The 7,035-nt window shown below is 41.6% G+C and carries 5 protein-coding genes and 1 rRNA gene; 3 read left to right on the top strand and 3 right to left on the bottom strand.

Going from position 1 to position 7,035, the window contains the following annotated elements:
• The 3 genes from DFR58_RS20080 to DFR58_RS20070 all read right to left on the bottom strand — a co-directional run.
• Positions 1-464, bottom strand: a 16S ribosomal RNA gene (locus DFR58_RS20080); the annotation flags it as partial.
• A 588-nt stretch (positions 465-1,052) separates the two neighbouring features.
• Positions 1,053-2,609: an ABC-F family ATP-binding cassette domain-containing protein gene (locus DFR58_RS20075; protein ID WP_114300044.1), complete on the bottom strand. Its 1,557-nt coding sequence runs from the start codon at positions 2,607-2,609 to the stop codon at positions 1,053-1,055.
• Between the two features lie 46 nt (positions 2,610-2,655).
• Positions 2,656-3,843: a DEAD/DEAH box helicase gene (locus DFR58_RS20070; RefSeq protein ID WP_114300042.1), complete on the bottom strand. Its 1,188-nt coding sequence runs from the start codon at positions 3,841-3,843 to the stop codon at positions 2,656-2,658.
• A gap of 189 nt (positions 3,844-4,032) precedes the next feature.
• On the opposite strand from DFR58_RS20070, the gene DFR58_RS22005 reads away from it, so the two are divergent.
• From DFR58_RS22005 to DFR58_RS20060, 3 genes are all read left to right on the top strand, one after another.
• Complete coding sequence (locus DFR58_RS22005) at positions 4,033-4,206, top strand: hypothetical protein (RefSeq protein WP_170138250.1); 174 nt, start codon at positions 4,033-4,035, stop codon at positions 4,204-4,206.
• 194 nt (positions 4,207-4,400) lie between these two features.
• Positions 4,401-5,723 (top strand): UDP-glucose dehydrogenase family protein, encoded by a 1,323-nt coding sequence (locus DFR58_RS20065; protein ID WP_114300040.1) that lies wholly within the window; start codon positions 4,401-4,403, stop codon positions 5,721-5,723.
• 19 nt (positions 5,724-5,742) lie between these two features.
• Complete coding sequence (locus tag DFR58_RS20060) at positions 5,743-7,008, top strand: glycosyltransferase family 4 protein (protein WP_114300038.1); 1,266 nt, start codon at positions 5,743-5,745, stop codon at positions 7,006-7,008.
• Positions 7,009-7,035 lie beyond the last annotated feature (27 nt).

Here is a 7,035-nt window from a genome sequence, read left to right as displayed (position 1 = left end):
CACTGCTGCCTCCCGTAGGAGTCTGGGCCGTGTCTCAGTCCCAATGTGGCCGTTCGACCTCTCAGTCCGGCTACCGATCGTCGCCTTGGTGGTCCATTACACCTCCAACTAGCTAATCGGACGCGGGTCCATCTTATACCGGATTTGACTCCTTTGATTACTCTGCCATGTGACAAAATAATATTATGCGGTATTAGCACAAGTTTCCCTGTGTTATCCCCCTGTATAAGGCAGGTTACCCACGCGTTACTCACCCGTCCGCCACTATTCGTCACTCAACACTCAATACTTATGTGTTGGCTTTTTTTAACGCGTGAAGCGCATTTCATAACCGCGCTTGACGCTGGCTGTTCACCTGTTAAGCCTTCTATAAATACTCAGTGTTGAGTGACGAACCGTTCGACTTGCATGTGTTAGGCACGCCGCCAGCGTTCGTCCTGAGCCAGGATCAAACTCTCAATTTAAAAGAAAAACTTTTATTTGAAAGCCTTTTGGCTCAAATTACTTTTTTTAAAAAGTATCAAACTATCACTAGCTTGCTAAGCTCGTTATTAAGCGAACTTAGTACTCAAATTATTTTAACGAGTTCCATGATTATCTTGCTTTTACACTGTTTAATTTTCAAAGTCCATTAGTAATCTCTTATTTAAAGAAATTACTTTGGGAAATATTTTCGTACTCCCCGCTTGCTTCTTGCCTGCCGTGTTAACGGCGCTTAAACAATATAACATCATTTCCCGGACAAGACAACATAACAATACCCCGTTTATACGACAATATGCCAATTTATATGTTGTTTTCTCCTTTTAGCTCTCGTATACGCTATATATGTAGCGATAAAGATTTTACATGGAGGATATAATTTGGTGGAAGAAATTTTTTTGACCCGTAAGGAATACATCTAAGAAAAGCGCCTAATGACATACCCGTGAGACATTTCCCCGCAAGGCGTCTTTTCGTTGCTATTAAAAATTTCTGTAAGCAATTATATCCTCTATGCTTGTAAAATCTTTATCGCCTCCTATATAGTTATTGATTGAATTTTATCGGCATCATACCACTTTTGTCGTCCAATCCTCCACGTTCCATATATCCGTCACCCAGTCCTCATAAAACTCAGGCTCGTGGCTTACAAGCACAATGCTTCCCTTGAATTCCTTAAGAGCCCTCTTAAGCTCTTCCTTTGCATCAGAATCAAGATGGTTTGTCGGCTCATCCAGCACAAGCCAGTTGACCTCCTTAAGCATTAATTTGCAAAGACGCACCTTTGCGTTTTCTCCACCGCTTAATACCATCATCTGACTGGTAATGTGTTCATTGGTCAGGCCGCATTTTGCCAGAGCTCCCCTCACTTCAGCATTGCTTAGTCCGGGATATTCCTTCCATATCTCTTCCATTGCGGTATTATTATTTGCCCTCTCCGATTCCTGCTCAAAATATCCCGTAAAAAGATATTCGTCCATTTTTATATTGCCCGCCACAGGCTTTTGTATTCCAAGCAGCGTTTTTAAAAGGGTTGACTTCCCCAGCCCGTTTACACCTTTTATGGCTATCTTTTGGCCCCTTTCCATAGCTATGTTCAAAGAACCGGTAAGAGGCTCGTCATAGCCTATAACGAGGCTATCAGCCTGAAATATGAATCTGCCCGGTGCTCTTGCGTCCTTGAACCTGAACACAGGCTTGACTTTTTCCCGGGTCTTTTCAATTATATCCATTTTATCAAGCTTTTTTTGCCTGCTCTTTGCCATGTTGGTGGTGGCAACTCTGGCCTTGTTTCTTGCTATGAAATCCTCCAGACGTTCTATCTCCTTTTGCTGCTTTTCGTATGCCTGCTGGTTTTGAAGCTTTTTTAGGTTGTACATTTGTTCAAACTGATCATAGTTCCCCGAATAACGCGTCAGTATTGAATTCTCAACATGGTAAATGACATTGACAACCTCATTTAAAAACGGTATGTCGTGTGATACAAGGATAAAGCTGTTCTCATAATTTTTTAGATAGTTCTTAAGCCAGTATATATGGTTTTCATCCAAGAAATTGGTGGGCTCGTCCAGTATCAGGATCATTGGGCTCTGAAGCAGAAGCTTTGTCAGTAATACCTTTGATCGCTGCCCACCGCTCAAATCTCCCACATCACGGTCAAGTCCTATATCCCCCAACCCCAGTCCATTGGCTACCTCTTCTATCTTGGAATCAATTACATAGAAGCCGCTATGCTCCAATGTACTCTGAATTTCGCCTACGTCCTCCATCATTGCTTCCAGCTCTTTTTTGGAAGCCTCACCCATTCTGTCATATATGTCAAGCATGTCCCTCTCCAGCTCAAACATATGCGAAAAGGCCTCCCTTAAGGCTTCTCTTATAGTTTTACCTCTGGTAAGAACGGTATGCTGATCGAGGTAGCCAGTTGTTATTCTGCTGCACCATTCCACCTTGCCCTCGTCAGGAGCAAGCTTTCCTGTTATTATATTCAGAAATGTAGATTTACCTTCTCCATTAGCTCCCACCAGGCCCACATGTTCCCCTTTCAACAAGCGGAAAGAAGCGTTTTCAAGTATCTTTCTCGCACCAAACCCGTGACTTACGTCTTCAACCTTTAAAATACTCATATCTGCTTTAAGCCCCCGTATTAAAGAATATATTTTGAAATTACCATCATTTTTTATCAAGATCCGCACCGGAGTCCTTCCGGACGGGATTTTTTTCTTTTTCAACAATTTTGCCTTTGAACATTTCTCTATATTCTATTTTTATATCAAAGGCCTTCTCGTATGATTTTATCAATTTAATCTCGGCATCGGATACTATAGATAACGCCGCCCCACTGTTGCCATTTCTCCCCGTTCTTCCTGTTCTGTGCAGGTAACCCTTTAAGTCCTGCGGCAGGTCTAAATTAAACACGTGAGTTACTCCCTCTATGTCAAGTCCTCTGGCGGCAATATCTGAGGCAATAAGCACGCAAATCTTTCCCGACCTGAACATATCCATTGTCTTTTTGCGATCCTTCTTTATGTTTGCGCCGTGAATGCAGTCCGCCTTTATTCCGTGATATTGGAGCTTTGCGGCTGTAAGCTCTGCTTCTTCGCTTTTATTTATAAATACAATAGCTTTTTGAGGATTTATTATTCTTATTAATTTTCTGAGCACCTCAATTTTGTCTCTTCTGTCACATAAAAAATATGTGTGCTCAATGGTTTGCGGAAGCGCAATATTATTTTCCTGCTTTATGAATTCCGGCTCCTTCATTATATCCTGTGCTGCATTTAGCGTGCTCTGGCCTATGCTTGCAGAGTACATCAGTATTTGCCTTTCCTTAAGAGTAGTTTTTATAACTGCTTTTACGCCTTCAAGGTTGTTTTTATCTGTTAGCCTGTCGGCCTCGTCAATTATTATGGTTTTAATGGTATGAGCCGATATTTTCTTCTTCTTTATAAGCTCAAGAATTCTCCCTGTAGATCCCACTATTATATGAGGCCGTTCCTTCAGCTTTTCAATTTGCCTGTCAATATTGACATTGCCTATTATAGGAGCTGACATGATTTTTATTCCTGAGTTGTCGGCCAGCAGCTCGGCTTGCCTGTGTACCTGTATTGCAAGCTCATGCGTAGGTACGAGTATGAGTGCCTGCATCTCCCTGCTTGAAGCATTAATTTTTTCAAACAGCGGGATAAGATATGCCAGGGTTTTTCCTGTGCCCGTTTCCGATTGAACTATTATGTCAATATTTTTCAATGCCTTGGGTATAGCTGCCTTCTGCACTTCCGTGGGAGTGATTATGCCCTCCTTTGCAAGTCCCTTCACAAGAGATGTATTAATATTTAAAATATCAAATGTTTCAGCCATGCAATCTCCTTAACGATGTTTTTAAATTTATTTCCTTATATAAATATAATACCACACATTTTATACTGCTTATTAAAAAAAAATTTCCCACTTAATAAAAGTTTACATTCAAGTAATGTATTTGAAACATGTGTTTAATATTTATATGATATAATTTAACCAATACTCTTAAAATACGGGGTGAGGGATATGGAGTTAAATGACTATCCCGTGATTGTCCGGGAAATCCTGTGCGAGCTTATAAAGAGAAAGGCCGTAACCGAATTAAGCATTGGTGATAAAATGCTTATTAATTATTTATGCACCCAGAAACTTGACAGAGATTACATACCGTCCTTGCAGCACCTGCAGAAAACGGCTTGATGCTGTTGTTACTCAATATGAATATGTTATTGCACAGTCAAAAGTATATGAGGCCTTATATTTGAAGGCTTCATATACTTTTTATTGACATGAAATATATAGCGTGGTAAATTTAATCGGTAATAGCTTTTTAAAAAAACAGCTTTTAAATAAATATTCTGATTATCAGTATTTGTATCAGGAGGGGAAGTAAAATGCATAAAATCGCAGTAGTAGGTACAGGCTATGTGGGTCTTGTAACGGGCGCATGTTTGTCCGATTTCGGTCTGGAGGTTATTTGCGTCGACAATAACGCGGAAAAAATTAATCAGCTTAAAGAGGGCATTATTCCGATTTATGAGCCGAGCTTAAATTTTATAGTTGAACGGAATGTGTATTATAAGAGGTTGGCTTTTACTACCGATATAAAATTCGCCGTGGAAAATGCCGATGTGATTTTTATTGCCGTGGGTACTCCTCCTGCCGAAGACGGAAGCGCTGACTTAAAATATGTGTACGAGGTTGCGTCAAATATCGCAAGCTATATAAACGGATATAAGGTGATAGTAAATAAAAGCACCGTACCGGTAGGGACAGGAAAAGCCGTTGAGGATTTCATACAGGACAGGCTTAAGGAAAGAAATGTGGATTTTGAGTTTGATGTTGTTTCAAATCCCGAATTTTTAAGAGAGGGTTCCGCTATTTACGATTTCACACATCCCGACCGTATTGTAATAGGCAGCAGATCAAAGAAAGCCGTTGATATAATGAAAAACGTTTACAGGGTTCTTTACTTAAATGAGACACCTTTTGTTGAAACCGGCGTTGAGACTGCGGAAATAATAAAATATGCATCGAATGCTTTTCTTGCCATGAAAATAACGTTTATAAATGAAATTGCCTCTCTTTGTGAAAAAATCGGGGCAAATGTTCAGGATGTTTCAAAGGCAATGGGACGCGACGGCAGAATAGGCCCTAAGTTTTTAAATCCCGGCCCGGGGTACGGGGGAAGCTGCTTCCCCAAGGACACACGAGCTCTGGCGGAAACGGGGAAAAAGTACGGTTCAAATATTTCTCTTGTAGAAGCGACTATATTGGCAAATGAAAGGCATAAGCTCCTTATGGTTGAAAAGGTCTGCAATTATTTCGGCGAGCTTGAAAATAAGGTGCTTGCCATCCTCGGTTTGGCGTTTAAGCAGAACACCGACGACATGAGGGATTCTGCTTCAATCACTATAATAAAAGGACTTGCGGAAGCAGGCGCGTCCTTTAAGGTATACGACCCGGCGGCAATGGATGAAGCAAGGCTTGTATTTAAAGGCATTGAGGATAAAATTACATATTGTCATGATGAATATGACACAGTGAGCGGTGCTGATGCGCTGATAATAATAACTGAGTGGAACCAGTTCAGAAATCTCGACTTAGGCAGAATTAAAAGCAGCTTGAAGTCACCTGTTTTCTTCGATTACAGAAACATATACAGAAGAAGCTTTATGGAGGAAAAGGGCTTTATATATATGGGAGTAGGGCAATAACTTTGAATAAGGAGTAGCTATGAATAAGAAGGTGCTTATGATTGCACACCAGTTCCCCCCTGTTGGAGGGTCCGGGGTTCAGAGAACCACAAAATTTGTAAAATACCTCCACAGGTTCGGGTGGGAGCCTGTGGTTTTGACAAGAGACAGTAAGGGAATGACTTTAACAGATGAATCTCTTTTAAAGGATATACCTGAAAAAACTAAAATTTTCAGGACAAATCCATGGAATTTGTTAGAGCTCCCCGGCATACTGAAGCTTTTTGGCAAGGTGATAAACAGAAAGGTTTTAATACCCGACGGTGAAAGGCTGTGGCAATTTTTCAGCAAAGGCTCAGCGGCGAATATAGTCGCCTCCGAAGGTATAGAGCTTATATATACAACCTCCTATCCCTACAGCTCTCACCTTATGGGGCTGTATTTGAAAAAGAAATTTCCTCTTATACCCTGGGTTGCGGATTTTCGTGATGAATGGACAAAGAATCCTAATATTCAGGATTATAACTATAATTTTATAAGAACCTCTATGGAAAAGAATATGGAGGATTCAATACTTGAAAAGGCCGACTGTGTCATTGCCAATACACCCGTAATGATGGAAAATTTTCTGGAGGACAGACCCTCTTTAAGGGATAAGTTTGTTGTCATACCTAACGGGTACGACGAGGAGGACTTTAGGGATATTCCCCATTCCCCGCCTGAAAATGATGTCTTTACCGTGACCTACACAGGCTTGCTCTATGGAAGGAGAAAGCCTGATACGTTTCTTGAGGCGGTTAGCCGCCTGCTGCATGAGGGACTTCTTGACAGAAGGCTAATCCGAATAGATCTCGTAGGCCACTTCAACAGTGAAGCACTTGACAATCTGATAAGACGGTTCGATCTTGGCGGCATTGTAAAGGTTTTTCCGTATATGAAGCATAAGGAAAGCATACTGAAGCTAATGTCATCGGATGCCCTGCTTATGGTGGCAGGCGCCGGTGAGGAGGCCTTTTACCTCGGAAAAATATTTGAATATATGCGGACAGGCCGCCCTATTCTGGCTGTAGTCCCTGAAAACGGAGCGGCTGCCGAGCTTATACGGGACACCGGCACAGGGCTGGTTTCCGACAGCAGCGATGTGGATAAAACAAAGCACAATATTTTTGAGCTGTTTAACGGCTGGAAGAGTGGGGAAAGCATTCTCAGCCCAAGCATGGAGAAGATATCCCGGTTCGAGAGGTGCACTCTTACAGAGCAGCTTTGCAAGGCGTTTGCAAAGGCTGAGATGTCAATTAAGAGGTAGGGGCAGACCTATGTGTCTGCCCTAATG

It is taken from the genome of Anaerobacterium chartisolvens (genome assembly GCF_003337415.1).
GTDB lineage: Bacteria > Bacillota > Clostridia > Acetivibrionales > DSM-27016 > Anaerobacterium > Anaerobacterium chartisolvens.
The sequence above is the reverse complement of the archived record's forward strand: the minus strand, read 5'-3'. Positions and strand labels throughout refer to the sequence as shown.